Raw genomic sequence first — 16,803 nt, forward strand, 5'->3', positions numbered from 1 at the left:
TTTTAACATTATATCAAATCTGTTTTTTAAAAGAGGGTCGTATCAATGATTATAAAAAATGCAATAGTTTGTGATGCAGAGTGCGAAAGAGAAGTTGATGTTCGTATAGAAGATAATATAATTACCGAAATAGGTACAAATCTCTCAGGTGATGAAATCATAGATGCAAAAGGTTTATACTTTATACCTCTTTTAGTAGATACAAATATTAGAGTTCAAGACTCAATACTTAATGCAAATAATATAAAAGCTCTTTCTGATGAAGCATTAAAAGCCGGAATAGGGCATATAGTTTTAAATCCTGAGAGCACTCCCGCAATTGACAATGAGATAGTTTTGGAGTTTGCCCAAAATGGACTCCATAATTTAAATGGTGCAAAAGTTGATTTAATGATAAATACATTAAATCAAGAGAATACCTTAAGTAATATCGCGATTTTATTAAAACGCGGAGCGGTTGTTCCATATATGAGTACTATTGCAAAAAATGATTTAGCTATTAAAATTGCTCAATATTGCCAAATGTATGGAGTTACTCTCTTTTGTAAAGCAGAGGATAATTCGTTAATCTCCAGCGGAGTTATGCTAGATGGAGATGTAAGTTCAAAACTTGGTCTAGCAGGCATACCGGATCTGAGTGAAGTTCTGCATGTATCTCGTATGATAGAGATAGCAAGGCATTTTAAGATAAAAATTCTTTTTAAGTCAATCGCTTCACCTCGTTCAATCTATCTTATAGACAAAGCAAAAAGTGATGGTGTAGATGTAAGATGCGAGGTCTCTATTCATCATCTTATAAATTCTGATAAAGCATGTGAAAATTTCAATACAACTGCAAAGTTAAATCCGCCGCTTGCATGTGAAAGTGATAGAGCAGAACTTTTAGAAGCGCTTAAAAGCGGTAAAATTGATATATTGACAACTCTGCATCAGCCAAGTTCTCCGGTAAATAAAGAGGTTGCTTTTTATGATGCTGCGTATGGATGTGAAGGAGTTGAAAAAGCGATGAGTCTCTATTATACAAAACTTGTTAAAAACAATATCATATCAATGAGTGAGCTTGTAAGGCTTTGTGTGAAAAATCCTGCTGATACAATAGGTGAAGAGAGAGGAGTTATAAAAGTGGGGCAGAGTGCCAATGCTATGCTTTTTGATCCAAGCAAGATTGTAAGAATGGATGAAAAATTTTCTCTTTATTGTGGGCAAGAGCTTTATGGTGAGATAAAAAGTGTCTTTTTTTAATCAGATTATATTAAAACTTATGATAAAATTTAAAAAAATAAAGGATGTTAAATGTTACATGAATATCGTGATGTAATTACTCATATGAAAGAAAATGGAAAGGAACATGCTCATTTTTTAAGAATATTTAATAAGCACAATGAGATTGATGATAAGATAACAAAAGGTGAAAATGGTGATGTGCCATTAACTGATATGGAGTTAGAAACTCTTAAAAAAGAGAAACTAAAATTAAAAGATGAAGCGTATGCTATTTTATTACAACATAAAAAAGAGCATAATCTCTAATCCGTTATTTTGACGGATTAGCTTCTTTTTGCGTAAAATTCTGCTTTAAACTCTGTAAATCTATCCCCTAAAATTGCTTCTCTTGCTTCTTTCATAAGGTTAAGATAGTAGTGAAGATTGTGGATGGTTGCAAGTCTAAAGTAGGTTATTTCGCGCGCTCGAAAGAGATGATTTAAATAGGCGCGAGAGTATCTTTGACATGTAAGACATGTGCATTCACTATCAACCGGTGAATTATCCTCTTTATATACCGCACCTTTAATATTTAATCTTCCAAATGATGTAAAAAGTGTTCCGTTTCGTGCATTGCGTGTGGGCATAACACAGTCAAACATATCGATGCCTCGTTCAATATTTTCAATAAGATCTTCTGGAGTACCTACGCCCATCAGATAGCGAGGTTTATCTGTTGGCATATACTCTACCGTATGCTCCACTGTATCATACATATCCTGATTCGCTTCGCCTACGCTTAGACCGCCAATAGCAAAACCGTCAAAATCCAGTTTGCAAAGTTCAGTAGCACTCTTTGTGCGAAAAGCTTTGTCAGTCCCGCCTTGGATAATTGCAAAGATATTTTGCTCTACTCCGATTCCCTCTTTTTGCTTTGCTCTAAAGTACTCTATAGACTCTTTTGCCCATGCAGTCGTTCTCTCAATACTAAGAGCAATGCGCTCCTGTGTTGCAGGAAGTGCAACTAAGTCATCTAAAATCATCATAATGTCTGAGCCGAGATTGTGTTGAATGTCTATAACTTTTTTGGGTGTAAAGAAGTGCTTGCTTCCGTCGATATGAGAGCGAAACTCTATACCGTCTTGCGAAGCTTTTGAGATATCGCTAAGACTGAATGCCTGAAATCCGCCGCTGTCTGTCAAGAAGCTTTTTGGATAGGTTGTAAAGCCGTGGAGCTTGCCCATTTTTGCAACCGTTTTATCTCCGGGACGCAGGTACATATGGTAGGTGTTTGCCAAAATAATCTCGGCTCCTAAAAGATCAAGAACATCTTGCATATCCAGAGCTTTAACGCTCCCTACAGTTCCAACAGGCATAAAAACAGGAGTTTTAATGGTAGAGTGCGCTGTTTTAATCGTGCATGCACGAGCATTTTTTGAAGTAGCGTTTAATGTAAATTGCATTATTTTTAAATCCTAAATAAACTTTTTGTAAAATCAATATATAAAATCAAAAAATAAATTTAAGAAGAATAAGATTTTTGATTTAGATTCTATAAGAAGTTTTACAATTATTAGCAAAATTGTACCCTAAAACTTATTTTCTCCATATAAAATCAAAATCAAATTTATATTGTTGCTGTTATGTTTTTTTTACATTCCAGGAATTCTAGGAATTTTCCCCAATTTTGAGTATTTGCAGTATTTACCCCACCCTTTTTTTAGCCAGTGTCCAAAAATCGGCATAGGTATCATAAATGCTTTTTTCTCATCTCTATAGACAAAAGCCGCTCCATCACCGCTGTCCATTACACATAAAATATTTAAATGTTCGTTATAACCTTTAAAATCGGTTTTGTTTTTGTCTCTAGCTTCTATATTGTGAGCCACATTTCTAGCCATAACTTCAGCTATGTGTCCCTGTTTCGCTCTCCAATCATACCCCTCAAGTGCAGCTACATCGCCTACTGCATAGATATTGCTAATTTTATCATCTATAACTACATTACAGTAATCATTAACTTTTACAAATCCTGCTTCATTTGTCGGTAAATCTGAGTTTTTAATAACATCATGCCCGTCTCCAGCAGAGATAAACATAGTAAAATCTGATGATAGCTTTGTATTGTCTTCAAATAATATGCCATCATTTTCAAATGATTTTATTTTTTTGCCAAAATGTTTGTCGATATTTAATTTATTAAAGAAAACATCCATCATTTTAAGTGCCTGACTTCCCATTCTTTTTCCAGGTTCTTCCATAGGTGCAAAAAAAGTCAGGTTATAGTTTTGTCTAATTTTCTTTTTCTTTAGATAATTATGAACATTAAACAGCAGTTCAAATGCAGGACCACCACGAACTGCAGAGCTGTCTTTAGGATTGCCGCCGAATCCAAAACAGATATTTCCGCTTCCTTTGTTGACTATCTCTTCGAGTTTGTCTCTTAAAAGAATTGATTGCTCCGGTGCTCCGCAAATAGAGAGAGTGTTTTCAAGACCGGGATGTTTCATTTTTGAAGCGCCCATAGCAACAACAAGATAATCATACTCCGTTATTGTTTTGCCGCTTTTTAAGCTTACAGTGTTATTTTTCGCTGATATAGCTTCTACAGAATCTATGATAAGATCAAACCCGTGAGCATCTTTTAGAGCATTCAAGTCTACGCAAACATCATCAAAGCTGCTCTCTTTTGTCGGTACCCATATAGAAGTTGGATAGATATAGAAGTAGTCTCTATCACTTATAAGTGTAACATTGTAATTTGCTTTTCTTAAATATATCGCTGATTCAATACCGGCAAATCCACCGCCTAAAATTAATACATTTTTCATAATTTTTTCCTTATTAAATATTATGAATGTATTTTATAATATAAGCAATTAAAATAATATTAATATTTTTTACTTATTTGTTACATTAAATGAGCTTCTTGTTAAATGCTTTTTTTAAGCACTTTTTTTGTAAAATTATACAAAAAAATTTACAAGGTGAATTTATGGCAGCTATTGGAATGGGTGATATTAAAAAAGGTGTTCGTCTAATTATAGGTGAGGTACCTTATAGAGTGGTGGAATTTCAACATGTTAAACCAGGTAAAGGTGCGGCATTTGTTCGTATGAAAGTAAAAAGTTTTTTAAATGGAAAAGTAGTTGAAAAAACTGTTCATGCAGGTGATAAATTTGAAGTGCCTGAAATCACATATAAAACAATGCAGTATCTTTATGATGATGGTGAAATGTATCAGTTTATGGACAATGAAACATACGAGCAGCTTGGACTTAGCTACGAGCAGTGCGATGATGCTTCTAAATGGTTTAAAGACGGAATCAATGTTGACATTATATTTTATAAAGGAAAAGCTATATCTGTAACTGCTCCGGAAACTATGGAGCTTATTGTTACTGATACACCACCAAACTTTAAAGGCGATACTTCAAGCGGAAGCAAAAAACCTGCAACTCTTGAAACAGGAGCTGTTATTCAAGTACCTTACCATGTGCTTGAGGGTGATCTTATTAAAGTAAATACTGTTGATGGTGAATACTTAGAAAAAGTTAAGTAATTTTCCTGGATACGATATTTTTCGTATCCGAAATCTGCTGAAATAATTAAAAAAAATAAAACAATCTAATATTGTAACTTGCACTTAATATCAATTTTACTATAATTTCAAGTATTAAAATATATATACAAAAGGTTACAAAATAATGAGTGTTTTACCATTTACACACTTACATCTTCACACTGAATATTCACTTCTAGACGGTGCAAATAAACTCTCAAATCTTGTAACACAGGTAAAAAAACTTGGCATGACTTCTGTTGCTATGACAGATCACGGTAATATGTTCGGTGCAATAGATTTTTACAAACTTATGAAAGATGCCGGAATAAAACCTATTATTGGAATAGAGGGATATATTCATAATGGTGAAAATATTGATGATAAAAGCACAAAACAGCGATTTCATATCTGTCTTTTTGCCAAAAATCAAAAGGGTTATGAAAACCTTATGTATCTCTCATCAAAAGCTTTTATAGACGGTTTTTACTACTTTCCGAGGATCAATAAAAAAGAGCTTAGAGAGCACTCTGAGGGTCTTATATGCAGCTCTGCGTGTCTTCAAGGCGAAATAAACTGGCATTTAAATACGGCAAACGAAAGAAATATTAAAAACGGCGCCTTGGGATATGAGGGAGCCAAGGCTGCTGCACTTGAGTATAAAGAAATTTTTGGTGATGATTTTTATCTTGAACTAATGCGTCACGGAATAGGCGATCAGCTTTTTATTGATGATCAGATATTAAAGCTCTCCAAAGAACTTGATATAAAAATAATTGCCACAAATGACACTCACTATACATTTCCAAATGATGCGCAGTATCATGAAGCATTTATGTGTATAGGAATGAATAAACTCTATGATGACCCAAACCGCATGCGTCACTCTGTGCATGAATTTTATCTCAAAAGCCCAGATCAGATGGCGCGTCTCTTTGCCGATATTCCCGAAGCTCTTGAAAATACACAGGAGATTGTAGATAAGTGCAATCTGGAGCTAAAACTAGGTGACCCAGTTCCCCCAAATTTTAAATTTACAAAAGAGTATGCAAAAAATGAGGGACTAGATATTGATAATGAGGATGATGCACCGCTGGGAGATGATGCGACTAAAGAGCAAAAAAGAGCTTGGAAGAGCGCAGCGGATAAAAATGATGCAGACTATTTTGTTTATCGTTGTGAACTTGGTTTGGAACAAAGACTTAAGCATGTACCTCAAGAAAAACATCAGCAGTATAGAGATAGACTTAATTTCGAGATGGATGTTATAAACTCCATGAAATTTCCCGGTTATATGTTGATTGTCTGGGATTTTGTGAAAGTTGCAAAAGAGATGGGTATAGCTGTAGGACCGGGTCGTGGTTCGGCAGCAGGAAGTCTTGTTGCATACTCATTAGAGATTACAGATATTGATCCTATGAAGTATGATCTTCTTTTTGAGAGATTTCTCAATCCAGAACGCGTAAGTATGCCCGATATTGATATGGACTTTATGCAGGCGCGCCGCGGAGAAGTTATTGATTATGTTGTAAAAAAGTATGGACGAAATCAGGTAGCGCAGATTATTACATTTGGTTCGCTTTTGGCAAAAGGGGTTATTCGTGATGTTGCGCGTGTTCTTGATATGCCTCTTTCACAGGCGGATAAAATGGCAAAGCTTGTTCCAGATGAGCTTGGAATCACACTTAACGGTAAAACAAAAAATGGTGATTTTATACCAGGCGCTTTTCAAAAAGAACCTAAGCTTCAAGAATTTATAGAGAGTGATGCCAATGCTGCAAGAGTCTGGGAGTTTGCTAAGAAACTCGAAGGTCTCAAGCGTAATTCCGGGATACATGCTGCCGGCGTTGTTATCTCAAATGAGGAGCTTTGGAAAAAAACACCTATCTATAAGCCATCGGGTGAAGAGACTTTTGTAACACAATATTCACTAAATTACTTAGAAGATGTTGATTTGATTAAGTTTGACTTTTTAGGGCTTAAAACACTTGATGTTATCGACAATGCTATAAAACTTATAAAATTGAGATACAACAAAGAGATTAAATGGCATGAGATAGATGAGAATGACCCTAAAGTTTATGATGTGATTCGCAGCGGAAACACGGTAGGAATGTTTCAGATAGAGAGTTCGGGAATGCAGGATCTAAATAAGCGACTTAAACCCGACAGTTTTGAGGACCTCATTGCGGTCTTGGCGCTTTATCGCCCGGGACCGATGGAGTCTGGAATGCTTGAGAGTTTTATAGAGAGAAAGCATGGAAGAGAGAAGATTGAGTACACATTTGATACGATGCAACCTATTTTGGAAAATACATATGGAGTCATCGTTTATCAAGAACAGGTTATGCAGATAGTACAAACCGTGGGCGGTTTTTCTCTCGGTTATTCGGATATTATTCGTCGTGCAATGGGTAAGAAAAAGGATATGTCTACTTATAATGATGAGTTTGCAAAAGGAGCTCAAAAGCAGGGATTTGACTACAATGAGGCATCTAAACTTTTTGATTTGATTGAGAAGTTTGCGGGATACGGTTTTAACAAATCCCACTCTGCAGCTTATGCAATGGTTACATTTCAAACAGCATGGCTAAAAACTTACTATCCAAATGAATTTATGGCGGCACTTTTAACATCAGATAAAGATAATACCGACAAAGTCGTGCGCTATATTGATGAGACAAAGAGAATGGGCATTGAGCTCTCACCTCCGGATATTTGTGATTCACAGCTAGAATTTTCCGCAATTACAAAAGATGGCAAAGAGATTGTTCTTTTTGGTTTAGGTGCTATTAAAGGAGTTGGACAATCAGCAGTTCTTTCTATTTTAGAAACAAGAAAAGAGGGTGGTGATTTTACATCAATAGAAGATTTTGTAAATAGGATTGAACCCTCAAAAGTAAATAAAAGAGTGATAGAGTCTATTATAAAAGCGGGCGGTTTTGACAGATTTGGATTTTCCAGAAAGGCTCTTTTGGATCAAGTTGAAAAGATAGTAGATACTGCAAAAGATGCTTCAATGGCAAGAAAAAATGCAGTAGGAAGTCTTTTTAGTGATGATAGTGAAATTACAACCGTTGAGTTAAAGTTAATAAATTCTCAAGAGTATGAGTTAAAAGAGATTTTAGAATTTGAAAAAGAGACATTGGGCTTTTATGTCTCAGGACACCCGCTTGATGAGTATAGAGAAAAGATAGAGGAGCTGGAGTATACGCTATCATCAGAGATAGAGAGTGTTAAAGACGGTTCGTATGCAATTTTTATCGGAAAAGTTGAAGAGATAACAAAAAAAACATCCAAAAAGGGGAATCAGTTCGGCATTGTAAATATTATGGATTTTCACGGAAATATTGAAGTTATGCTCTTTAGCGACAAACTCGAAGAGTTAAATCAGATGAACTTAAACGAGCCTATAGCTTTTAAGACAAAAATTACTCATACAGATATGTTTACAAGAATCAGCGTAAGTAAAATTATGACGCTTAAAGATGCTAAAAAAGAGACAAAAAAGACAAAAAAAGAGGTACGAGAAATACCTCTTGAGCCTATAAATCTTTCTATAAAATTAGATACTGATATGAAAGTAATTGAAGATTTATATAGAATTGTCAGACAAAATCCAGGAAATAGAGAGCTAAAAATCACCATAATCTCAAAACTTCAAAATGTTATAATCGACTCGGCTATAAGAGTAGACAGCAAAATTTTAACGGCATTGGACGGTAACGAGTTTGTTGATATTTTAGCTTCATAAGGTTTATATGAAAGAAAAAATTAAAGCAAAAGCACAAGCCATAGTACAAAATCCAAATGCGAAAAAAGCATTACAGTCGATAAAACCGCAGAAGAATTTTTGGGGGATAGGCGGAGTTGTTCTCTTTTTTATCGTTCCTGAAATTATTGCTTATATTTGGGGTGAAGATATTACGAAGTATGCAAATAATGAGCTTTTAAAACCTCAAGATTTTCTAAATACTCAGTATTATGAGTTATTAGTAATGCTCTTTGAAGAGGGAATAAGTTATATAAACCTTGCCATTGGCATAGCACTTTTAATTTGGTTGTTTTTATAATGAAGGCAAGAGATTTAGAATGTATTTTTTATGAATGGGACAGAGATGTGCTGGTTTTAAATATTTTGGGGACACCTGCCGCAAAAAGGGATGTGATAGGCAAAGTAAGGGGCAACCAGCTCAAAGTAAGTGTAAAAGCGCAGCCTGAAGGCGGCAGGGCAACTGACTATATGGTCTCTTTTTTGGCAAAGGAGTTTGGAGTGAGTGCATCAAACATAGAAGTAGTTTACGGCCGTGAGAGCATTCATAAACAACTTCGCATAAAAGCACCAAAAAAACTTCCAAAAGTGATAGAGTATAAGTAGAATAAAAAATATTTTTGTATAATCAAAAAGATAAAGTATAAATTTCATTTAGGAACTATAGTAATGACACAAGAAAATTTCAACGAAGGACTTTTAGGTTTTTTAGATGCTTCACCGACTCCTTTTCATGCAACGCAGAATATGGCAGGAATGTTCGAAAATGCCGGATTTATAAAGCTTTATGAAGAACAAAGATGGGAGTTGGAACCTGGTAAAAAGTACTATTTGACTAGAAATGATTCATCAATTATAGCTTTTACATACTCTGGCGAAAAGAATTATGTAATGGTTGGGGCACATACTGATTCTCCAAATCTAAAAGTAAAACCAAATCCGGTTATTAAAGAGCATGGAGCTGTAAAGTTTGGAGTTGAACCATATGGCGGTCTGCTTTTAAATACATGGTTTGACAGAGATTTCTCTTTGGCCGGAAGAGTCAGTTATTTGGACTCAAATAATATAATAAAAGATGCTTTGATTGATGTTAAAAAACCAATAGCTATTATTCCTTCGCTTGCAATTCATTTGGATGATAAAGCAAATCAAGAGCGAAGTATTAATGCACAGAGTGATATATTGCCGATTTTATCTACTTCAGATGATTTTCATTTTGAACAATTTTTAAAAGATCAGCTAAAGATAAGCGGTGTCGATGAGGTAAAAGAGCTATATGCAAATGATCTGAATTTTTATGATGTTCAAAATGCTTCTTTTGTAGGCCTTAATGATGACTTTATTGCTAGCGCAAGGATTGACAATCTTATTAGCTGTTATGTCGGTATACTTTCAATTTGCAGCATTGATGAGAGCAAACCTATGCTTTTTATTGCAAATGATCATGAAGAGGTGGGAAGCAGTTCGACTTCAGGTGCGGGCGGAAGTTTTTTAGAAAATACACTTCATAGAGTTTTTGATGATTATGAAGAGTTTGTTCAAATGATTCGTTCATCCATAATGATATCTGCAGATAATGCACATGCCATTCATCCGAATTATCCAAGTAAACATGATGCAAATCATGCCCCGCATATAAATAAAGGAAGTGTTATAAAAATAAATGCTTCTCAACGCTACGCTTCAAACTCTAAAACTGTTTCAAGATTTATGAATATTGCATCTTCGATAGGCGAGCCTTTTCAAACATTTGTAACAAGAAGCGATATGGGATGCGGTTCTACCATCGGTCCTATAACAGCTACAAGATTAGGTATAGAAACATTGGATATAGGAGTTCCAACTTTTGCAATGCATTCCATAAGAGAGTTATGCGGAAGTAAAGATGCTTATAGTCTTTATAAAATCATCCTAAGTTTTAATGATTCTTGATATAGATCAAAATAAAATTGTTATATGATAATAATTTTTAAATTATAAAATGTTAAAATTTTAGTTAAAAAGTAGGTATAAAATGAAAAAAGAGCTTATTAAAATTCCAAGAGCAACTTTTGATTTTTACAAATATGAAGAGAATGGGTTGACATATTATGAATTTGATGCAACAAATTCTCATCCGCCTGAACCCATGATAAATGCTATTTATGCATTTACTCTTCTTAAAAGTGAAAATGTTAGAATTGTTGGGATTTTTTTGCAAGAGCCTTTTCCTCTATATGAAAGAATTCCTTTAACTATTGCACATGAAGTTGAAGAACTTGATAATGGAGACTTTAGAGTAACCTTTAAGTTAGAAGAGTAACTTCAATAGTTAAGTACTAATTTAACCCTTTGTTAGCTAATTTTAAATAGAATATCCTTTTTTAAATAAAAGACATTTTAAAAGTCTTAGAGGGAAATTAGACATATGAAACAACTTATATCAGTTTTAGGCTCCATGAAATCCATGGCTATCATGATGATTATATTTGCGGCAGCTATAGGATATGCAACATTTATAGAGAATGACTATGGAACTATAACAGCAAAAGCAGAAATCTACAATGCTCGTTGGTTTGAGATTTTAATCGTACTTTTAACAATTAATTTAATTATAAATATTTTTAAATATAAGATGTTTAGTGTTAAAAAAATCCCTATTTTTATTTTTCATCTCTCTTTTATAATTATAGTTCTTGGTGCTGCAATAACTCGTTTTATTGGATTTGAAGGAACTATGCATATTCGTGAGGGCGAGACAGCAAACACGATGCTAAGTGCTGATACATACTTTAGTGTAACTGCCAAATCAGGCGACAAAACAGCAACAAGTGAAAAAACTCTTTATCTTTCCAAAAAAAGTACTAATTCGCTCTCTTCATCTTTACAAGTGGACGCAAAAGATGTTGATGTGAAACTTGTTGAGTATATTCCTGATGTTGTAGACAAACTGATTGAGGCAAAAGAGGGTGGTTTTGAAATAATAGATATGATGGTAACTGAAAATGAAAACAGCACTCCATTAAAACTTCGCAGAGGTGAGTATTATCAAAATGAAAATATAGTCATAGATTTTGATTCTAAAAAGAGTTTTTCAAAACCTGTTATTTCTATTTTTAGTGAAAACGGCAAACTTTTTATGAAACATGATATGCCTCTTATGTTTTTAAAAATGGATGATAATTCACAGGGTGAAATGGATCCAAGTGATAAAAATAGTCTTGAATATAGAACTATTTTTGGTGTAAACGGAAGTAGTTTTGCAGTACGAAAATTTTACAATCATGCAATTACAAAACTTGTTTCAAATCCAAATGCTTCCCCAATGGAACCGCAGCAGGATGCTTTAGTCTTTAATGTAAAAGTCGGTGAAACTTCAAAAAATATAACTATTTTCGGTCAAGCCGGAAGAAAAGCAAAAGAGTATTACACAGTTATAGACGGTGTAAAAATTTCTATATCATATGGCTCTAAAAGATTAGAAATTCCTTTTGAGGTTAAACTTCTTGATTTTCAGTTAGACAGATATCCAGGTTCTATGTCTCCTGCATCGTATGCAAGTGAAGTAGAATTGATTGATAAAGAACAAAACATACATATGCCTTATAGAATCTATATGAACAATATTTTAGAGCATCGCGGATATAGATTTTTTCAATCTTCATATGATAGAGACGAGAAAGGAACAATATTGTCAGTAAATAACGATCCGGGAACATTACCCTCATATATAGGATATTTTCTTTTGGGACTAGGGATGTTCTGGTCTCTTTTCTCAAGAAAAAACAGATTTGCTGCTTTATCAAACAGAGCGAAAAAGGCAAGTGAGCAAAAAGCTCTCGGAATTTTACTTTCAATAGGATTGCTTTTTAGTGTAGCGCCATCATATGCAGATGAGATAGATCCGATTATAAAAACTGTACTCTCTTTTGATAAAGAGCATGCAAAAAGATTTGGAGAGTTGACCATTCAAGATAGCTCGGGAAGAATGAAACCACTTGATACTCTCTCAAACGAGATACTTGCAAAGATTTATAGAGGTTCATCTTTAAAAATAGGAGATCAAAGTCTTAGTGCAAATCAAGTTGTCTTAGGAATGATGACTAAGCCTGACGCTTATAAAGAGTTAAAAATTATCAGAACAAAAAATGAAGAGATAAATAAAATTATTGGGGCAAAAGCTGATGCAAAATATGCTTCATTTTCACAATTTTTTACAGATCCTGATAAACTAAGAGGATATAAGTTAGCAGAACTTGTAAACAATGCAATTATAAAAGAACCAAAAAATAGAAATTTGCTAGATAAAGCTGTTTTGGAAATTGATGAAAGAATAAATGTTTCTTACTCTGTATATGCCGGTTCTTTGGTAAAAATTTGGCCAAAACCAAATGATCTAAATAACAAATGGTATCCGACTATTGAAGCACTTCAAACATTTTCAAAAAATAATGCTCAAAAGATAAGAGATATTGCATTTAAATATTTTACGGCAATAGAAAAAGGAGTAAACACAGGAAACTGGAGTGAAGCCAATAGTGCATTAGAAGAGATATCAGAGTATCAAAACTTTTACGGAGCATCTGTTATGCCTTCAGAAACAAAGATAAAAGCGGAGATGTTATACAACTATGCAAATATATTTGAAAGACTTTATCCTCTTTACTTTGTGATTGGTTTTATGCTGCTTATTGCTAGTTTTATAAAAATATTAAAACCTGCTATAAATATAACAGCAATTGAGAAAATTTCTTTATTGCTATTGACATTATTATTTATAGCACATACATTTGGGCTGGGTCTTCGTTGGTATGTAGCCGGACATGCGCCGTGGTCAGATGGATATGAATCGATGATATATATCAGCTGGGCAACTATTTTGGCAGGTATTTTCTTCTCAAAACGCTCGTCTATGACTATGGCTTCAACTGCTGTTTTGACAGGTCTTATTTTATTTGTGGCACATTTAAACTGGATGAATCCGCAGGTTACAAACCTCGTACCGGTTCTTAACTCTTACTGGCTAAGCATACATGTAGCTGTTATTACGGCTAGTTATGGTTTCTTGGGACTTGGTGCACTTTTGGGCTTTATAGTGATTCTTCTTTTTGTGTTTAAGAACAAAAACAATGAAAAACATATCTCACTCTCCATAAAAGAATTAAACTCTATTAATGAGATGAGTCTTATGATTGGTCTTGCATTTTTGACACTTGGAAACTTTATTGGCGGCGTTTGGGCAAATGAGAGCTGGGGACGCTACTGGGGATGGGACCCAAAAGAGACTTGGGCGCTTGTGACGATTTTGGTTTATGCAGTTGTCATTCATCTTAGATTTATAAAATCAATTTACAATGAATTTAGCTTTAGTGTAGTTTCACTGCTTTCATATACATCTGTTCTTATGACCTATTTCGGAGTAAATTACTATCTTGCCGGAATGCACTCATATGCAAAGGGTGACCCTGTTCCTATCCCCGATTTTGTGCCTGTGACATATACGATTCTTTTTGTTGTAATTGTTATTGCATTTAGAAATAGAAAGTTGGCTTAGAGGATTTTGAAATGGATTTTAAAGGTTTTCCTAAAGAGGCTCTTCTTTTTTTAGACTCTATCCGTAAAAATAATAACAAAGAGTGGTTTGAGGTGCATAGAAGCGAATATGAGGAGTATATCTTAAACCCTTCTCGCGCTTTTGTTCAAGAGATGGGCGATCATCTTATGGCACTAGAGCCGACAATAGACTTTGAACCAAAAATAAACAAATCACTCTTTAGAATCTATAGAGATACTCGCAGGATGGGAGCAAATAAAGCGCCTCTAAAATCAAGAATCGGCATCATTTTTACTCAAGGCAGTAGTGGAAGCAGGCTTCAAAAATCATCATTTTACCTTCACTTCTCCCCTGATGAACTTTTTGTATCAGCAGGTGTAAGATGGTTTGAAAAACCCCTTCTTGATGCTTATAGAGAGTACATAGGAGATGAAGAACGAAGAGTTGCTCTTGATAAACTTTTAAAAAACATTGAGACAAAAGGTTATAAGACTATAGAGAAGGGTTACAAGAGATATCCGCGAGGTTTTAGCCCTGAGATGCCAAGTGTGGATTTGAGTCTTTATAAAGGGATGGCAGTTTATAAAATTTTAGAGCCAAATCTGATTGAAAATGGTGATTTGCTTATTGAAACGCTCTATAAAATCTATGAAGACATGTTGCCATTGCAGCGTGTTATGTATGAAATAAGTTTACGAGTAAAAGAGGAATAAGTTATGAAAAAAGAGGCGATAGTTTTACTCAATATGGGTGGTCCAAACAACCTAAAAGAGGTTGAAGTTTTTTTAACAAATATGTTTAATGATAAAAATATCATTACCGTTAAGAGTTCGCTTTTAAGAAGTTTTATAGCAAAAATGATTACTTTTACGCGAACAGAGAAATCGCAAGAAATATATAAGCAGATAGGCGGAAAATCTCCTATAGTCGGGCATACAAAAAAACTTGTACAAAAGCTTCAAGCTAAAGTGGGAGAAGATGTTGTAGTTGATTTTGCTATGCGCTATACACCTCCGTTTGCGTCAGAGGTGATAGAGAGACTCAACAAAGAAGATATAGAAAAAATCTATCTTATCCCGCTTTATCCACAATATTCAACGACAACTACAAAATCATCATTGGAAGATTTCGAAGAGCAGTACCATTTAAGAGGCGGTGATGCTATTTTGGTTGAAATCAAACATTTTTTTCAGAACTTTAACTACAACAGAGCAATAATCCAAAGAATAAAAGAGCGTATAAGCGAGTATGAAAGCACAAATTTTGAGATAATTTTTTCAGCTCACGGGCTTCCTGTCAAAGTGATTGAGAGAGGTGATGTTTATGAGAGACATGTGCAAAAACATGTCGCGCTTTTAAAAGAGATGCTTCAAAATGAGGGAATGCATTTTAAAGATGTACATTTAGCGTATCAATCAAAAGTGGGACCTATGGAGTGGCTTAAACCTTCTCTTGAAGAGAAGTTAAAAGAGATAAAAAGCAAAAAAGTTGTTATATTTCCAATAGCTTTTACTATCGATAATTCTGAAACTGATTTTGAGCTTGATATCGAGTATCGTGAGGTTGCAGAAGAACTTGGATTTAAAGACTACAGAGTCTGCGAATGTCCTAATGATAGTGATTTTTTTGTTGAAACACTTTTTGAATTGTATGAGAAAATGAAATAAAATAACAATGAAAATAGTTATCTTTGATATGGATGGTACGCTGATTGATTCTAAAAAAGACATCACGGCATCTGTTAATTATGTAAGAAAATCACATCATAATCTTGCTCCGTTGAGTGAAGAGTATATCGTTGAAGCAATCAATATGCAAGAGAGAAATCTTGCAAAGCTTTTTTACGAGACTGAAATCTATCTTCCAAAAGACAGAGATCTTTTTGAACTACACTATGAGAGTGAATGTGTGAAAAATGTTTATCTTTATGAAGGTGTCGAAGATATGCTAAAGAGTTTGGTGGACTCAAATGTAAAGATATCAGTAGCAACAAATGCTCCTACTCAGTTTGCTCTGAGGATGCTTGAACATTTAAGAGTAAAACCGCTTTTTGATGTAATCATAGGAGCGGATAAGGTAATTGAAGCTAAGCCTAGTCCTGAGATGTTACATTTTATACTTGAGCATTATAAATTTGATAGTAAAAATCATAAAGCTTGGATGGTTGGGGATAATATAAAAGACACATTAAGTGCGCAGAGCGCAGGAATAGATTCTATCTTTGCAACATGGGGATTTACTCCAGTAAGTGATGCCAAAATTGTTGTAAAAAAGCCCATGGAGATACTGGATATTGTTTTATAATCTTGTTTAAAAAGCAAGTATGATAAAAAGAGGATATATGCATAATCCAATATATGGTAAAAAGTTGTTTATGGGCGTTAAGAGAGCTAAGCTCAATTCATGAGATAGTTTCTTTTTTTTAAAAATCTGCTCAATAAGCAATATTTTTGTTGCAATGTCTGCTGTTTTTAAAAAGAGTAATATTATCGCAAAAATATTATAATCAGTCAACATCGCAAAACCTATGCTGAAATAAAATGTAGGGTGCATAATCAAAAACAGAAATATGCTTTTTGAATAATATTTGTTCATTCTACTAATCATTCCCATTACAGTAGGTGCTTTCTGCCATGTTATCTCATAGAGTTCAAGAATCATAAAAAGAAGTACATAGTTTAAAATTAAATCATTTGTCATTTTTGAATTTTACTATAAAAATTTTAAATCTAC

The 16,803-nt window shown here is 34.1% G+C and carries 15 protein-coding genes; 12 read left to right on the top strand and 3 right to left on the bottom strand.

Features of this window, described 5'->3' with window-relative positions; translation table 11 throughout:
- Nucleotides 1-45 precede the first annotated feature (45 nt).
- Nucleotides 46-1,242: a metal-dependent hydrolase gene (locus FJR47_RS04095; RefSeq protein ID WP_152299189.1), complete on the top strand. Its 1,197-nt coding sequence runs from the start codon at nt 46-48 to the stop codon at nt 1,240-1,242.
- A gap of 51 nt (nt 1,243-1,293) precedes the next feature.
- The gene (locus tag FJR47_RS04100) at nt 1,294-1,530 is read left to right on the top strand and encodes an HP1242/YdcH family protein (RefSeq protein ID WP_152299190.1); all 237 of its coding nucleotides are present in this window, start codon (nt 1,294-1,296) and stop codon (nt 1,528-1,530) included.
- Between the two features lie 17 nt (nt 1,531-1,547).
- Here FJR47_RS04100 and tgt read toward each other — a convergent pair whose 3' ends face one another.
- Nucleotides 1,548-2,666, bottom strand: a complete 1,119-nt coding sequence (gene tgt / locus FJR47_RS04105) for a tRNA guanosine(34) transglycosylase Tgt (protein WP_152299191.1) — start codon at nt 2,664-2,666, stop codon at nt 1,548-1,550.
- Between the two features lie 189 nt (nt 2,667-2,855).
- On the bottom strand, nt 2,856-4,034 hold the full coding sequence (locus FJR47_RS04110; RefSeq protein ID WP_152299192.1) for an NAD(P)/FAD-dependent oxidoreductase: 1,179 nt from the start codon (nt 4,032-4,034) through the stop codon (nt 2,856-2,858).
- Nucleotides 4,035-4,198: 164 nt separating this feature from the next.
- Between FJR47_RS04110 and efp the strand changes: the two genes are divergently transcribed.
- The 10 genes from efp (at nt 4,199) to FJR47_RS04160 (ending at nt 16,374) form a co-directional block, all read left to right on the top strand.
- Entirely contained in the window at nt 4,199-4,765 is a 567-nt protein-coding gene (gene efp, locus FJR47_RS04115; protein ID WP_152299193.1) for an elongation factor P, read from the top strand.
- Nucleotides 4,766-4,910: 145 nt separating this feature from the next.
- A complete protein-coding gene (gene dnaE, locus FJR47_RS04120) occupies nt 4,911-8,519 on the top strand; it encodes a DNA polymerase III subunit alpha (protein WP_152299194.1) in 3,609 nt (1,202 codons plus the stop codon).
- 7 nt (nt 8,520-8,526) lie between these two features.
- Nucleotides 8,527-8,838, top strand: a complete 312-nt coding sequence (locus tag FJR47_RS04125) for a hypothetical protein (protein WP_152299195.1) — start codon at nt 8,527-8,529, stop codon at nt 8,836-8,838.
- A complete protein-coding gene (locus FJR47_RS04130) occupies nt 8,838-9,143 on the top strand; it encodes a DUF167 domain-containing protein (protein ID WP_152299196.1) in 306 nt (101 codons plus the stop codon). The genes FJR47_RS04125 and FJR47_RS04130 overlap by 1 nt, the downstream gene beginning before the upstream one ends.
- A gap of 63 nt (nt 9,144-9,206) precedes the next feature.
- The gene (locus FJR47_RS04135; protein ID WP_152299197.1) at nt 9,207-10,469 is read left to right on the top strand and encodes a M18 family aminopeptidase; all 1,263 of its coding nucleotides are present in this window, start codon (nt 9,207-9,209) and stop codon (nt 10,467-10,469) included.
- Between the two features lie 82 nt (nt 10,470-10,551).
- Nucleotides 10,552-10,839, top strand: coding sequence for a hypothetical protein (locus tag FJR47_RS04140; protein ID WP_152299198.1), 288 nt, complete (start codon nt 10,552-10,554; stop codon nt 10,837-10,839).
- A 105-nt stretch (nt 10,840-10,944) separates the two neighbouring features.
- A complete protein-coding gene (locus tag FJR47_RS04145; RefSeq protein WP_152299199.1) occupies nt 10,945-14,070 on the top strand; it encodes a cytochrome c biogenesis protein CcsA in 3,126 nt (1,041 codons plus the stop codon).
- 11 nt (nt 14,071-14,081) lie between these two features.
- Complete coding sequence (locus tag FJR47_RS04150) at nt 14,082-14,783, top strand: DUF2461 domain-containing protein (RefSeq protein ID WP_152299200.1); 702 nt, start codon at nt 14,082-14,084, stop codon at nt 14,781-14,783.
- Nucleotides 14,784-14,786: 3 nt separating this feature from the next.
- The gene (hemH, locus tag FJR47_RS04155; protein WP_152299201.1) at nt 14,787-15,737 is read left to right on the top strand and encodes a ferrochelatase; all 951 of its coding nucleotides are present in this window, start codon (nt 14,787-14,789) and stop codon (nt 15,735-15,737) included.
- Between the two features lie 7 nt (nt 15,738-15,744).
- Entirely contained in the window at nt 15,745-16,374 is a 630-nt protein-coding gene (locus FJR47_RS04160; RefSeq protein ID WP_152299202.1) for an HAD family hydrolase, read from the top strand.
- Between the two features lie 6 nt (nt 16,375-16,380).
- On the opposite strand, the gene FJR47_RS04165 is transcribed toward FJR47_RS04160, so the two are convergent.
- Nucleotides 16,381-16,770: a hypothetical protein gene (locus tag FJR47_RS04165; protein ID WP_241855423.1), complete on the bottom strand. Its 390-nt coding sequence runs from the start codon at nt 16,768-16,770 to the stop codon at nt 16,381-16,383.
- Nucleotides 16,771-16,803 lie beyond the last annotated feature (33 nt).

Source organism: Sulfurimonas xiamenensis, from assembly GCF_009258045.1.
In the GTDB taxonomy this organism is placed as follows: Bacteria; Campylobacterota; Campylobacteria; order Campylobacterales; family Sulfurimonadaceae; genus Sulfurimonas; species Sulfurimonas xiamenensis.

What these genes read in the sequence shown, in the direction of transcription:
- FJR47_RS04165 (WP_241855423.1), bottom strand. Translation starts at nt 16,770, where the DNA reads ATGACAAATGATTTAATTTTAAACTATGTACTTCTTTTTATGATTCTT.
- tgt (WP_152299191.1), bottom strand. Translation starts at nt 2,666, where the DNA reads ATGCAATTTACATTAAACGCTACTTCAAAAAATGCTCGTGCATGCACG.
- FJR47_RS04150 (WP_152299200.1), top strand. Translation starts at nt 14,082, where the DNA reads ATGGATTTTAAAGGTTTTCCTAAAGAGGCTCTTCTTTTTTTAGACTCT.
- FJR47_RS04140 (WP_152299198.1), top strand. Translation starts at nt 10,552, where the DNA reads ATGAAAAAAGAGCTTATTAAAATTCCAAGAGCAACTTTTGATTTTTAC.
- FJR47_RS04125 (WP_152299195.1), top strand. Translation starts at nt 8,527, where the DNA reads ATGAAAGAAAAAATTAAAGCAAAAGCACAAGCCATAGTACAAAATCCA.
- efp (WP_152299193.1), top strand. Translation starts at nt 4,199, where the DNA reads ATGGCAGCTATTGGAATGGGTGATATTAAAAAAGGTGTTCGTCTAATT.
- FJR47_RS04095 (WP_152299189.1), top strand. Translation starts at nt 46, where the DNA reads ATGATTATAAAAAATGCAATAGTTTGTGATGCAGAGTGCGAAAGAGAA.
- FJR47_RS04130 (WP_152299196.1), top strand. Translation starts at nt 8,838, where the DNA reads ATGAAGGCAAGAGATTTAGAATGTATTTTTTATGAATGGGACAGAGAT.
- FJR47_RS04110 (WP_152299192.1), bottom strand. Translation starts at nt 4,034, where the DNA reads ATGAAAAATGTATTAATTTTAGGCGGTGGATTTGCCGGTATTGAATCA.
- hemH (WP_152299201.1), top strand. Translation starts at nt 14,787, where the DNA reads ATGAAAAAAGAGGCGATAGTTTTACTCAATATGGGTGGTCCAAACAAC.
- FJR47_RS04135 (WP_152299197.1), top strand. Translation starts at nt 9,207, where the DNA reads ATGACACAAGAAAATTTCAACGAAGGACTTTTAGGTTTTTTAGATGCT.
- FJR47_RS04100 (WP_152299190.1), top strand. Translation starts at nt 1,294, where the DNA reads ATGTTACATGAATATCGTGATGTAATTACTCATATGAAAGAAAATGGA.
- dnaE (WP_152299194.1), top strand. Translation starts at nt 4,911, where the DNA reads ATGAGTGTTTTACCATTTACACACTTACATCTTCACACTGAATATTCA.
- FJR47_RS04160 (WP_152299202.1), top strand. Translation starts at nt 15,745, where the DNA reads ATGAAAATAGTTATCTTTGATATGGATGGTACGCTGATTGATTCTAAA.
- FJR47_RS04145 (WP_152299199.1), top strand. Translation starts at nt 10,945, where the DNA reads ATGAAACAACTTATATCAGTTTTAGGCTCCATGAAATCCATGGCTATC.